Source organism: Methylibium rhizosphaerae, assembly GCF_006386545.1.
Lineage (GTDB): Bacteria > Pseudomonadota > Gammaproteobacteria > Burkholderiales > Burkholderiaceae_C > Pseudorivibacter > Pseudorivibacter rhizosphaerae.
The window spans coordinates 1-1044 of record NZ_SWAR01000147.1; the positions used below are offsets into that span (position 1 = coordinate 1).

Here is a 1044-nt window from a genome sequence, read left to right on the forward strand (position 1 = left end):
CGTGCAGCGCCAACAAGTGCCGCTTGGCGATGACGATGTTGGCCAGCCCGAACAGGCTGAACAGCTGCGCCTCGTTCTTGGCCAGCCCCTTGTAGCGGACCTTCTTGTGGCCGAACAAGTTCTTGATCACATGGAACGGGTGTTCGACCTTCGCGCGCACGCTGGCCTTAAGTTGCTCGGCTTTCTCGAGCAGCCGCGCCCACTTGCGCGCCGGGTCCAACTGCTTGCGCTTGCCCGGCTGCATCGCCACGTGCCATCGAGGGCCCGCCGCTTCTTCTCGCTTGCCCACGCCGCGGTAGCCCGCATCGCCGAAGGCATCTTCTTCGTCGCCGTGCAGCAGCGCACCGGCTTGCGTCACGTCATTGACGTTGGCCGCCGTGGCGATCACCGCATGCACCAGACCCGACTCGGCATCGACGCCGATGTGCGCCTTCATGCCAAAAAACCACTGATTGCCCTTCTTGGTCTGGTGCATCTCGGGGTCGCGCGCGTTGCCCTCGTTCTTCGTCGAACTGGGCGCGGCGATGATCGTCGCGTCAACGATCGTGCCCGCGCGCATGAGCAGCCCTTGCTCGCCCAGGTGCGCGTTGATCTCGTCGAACAGCGCCCGGGTGAGGTCGTTGTCCTGCAACAGGCGGCGGAACTTCAGCAGCGTCGTAGCGTCGGGTACCGACTCGCGCGAAAGGTCGATGCCCACGAAGTCACGCAGCGCCTGACTGTCGTACAGCGCATCCTCCAGCGCCTCGTCGGCCAGGCCGTACCACTGTTGCAAGCAGTACATGCGCAGCATCTTGGGCACGCCGATCGGCTGCCGGCCTACACGCCCGCTCTTGGGATACAGCGGCTCGATCACCGCTACCAGGCGCGCCCACGGCACGATGCGCTCCATGTCGGCGAGGAACTTCTCACGCCGCGTGCGCTTCTTCTTCATCGCGTACTCGGCGCTGGCAAAGCTGCGTTGGCTCATGTTGGCGTGGCTGTGTCCGGGTTCCGCGCGGCATGCATGCATCGTGCCGGAGCGGTCAATTGATCAGCGTCTCCCTA

General features: G+C 64.7%; 1 protein-coding gene. It reads right to left on the reverse strand.

Annotation, left to right across the window (positions count from 1 at the left end):
- Window positions 1-967: IS5 family transposase (locus E8D38_RS27850; protein WP_140637563.1), on the reverse strand; the 967-nt coding region annotated here is incomplete at its 3' end.
- Between the last annotated feature and the right edge of the window lie 77 nt (window positions 968-1044).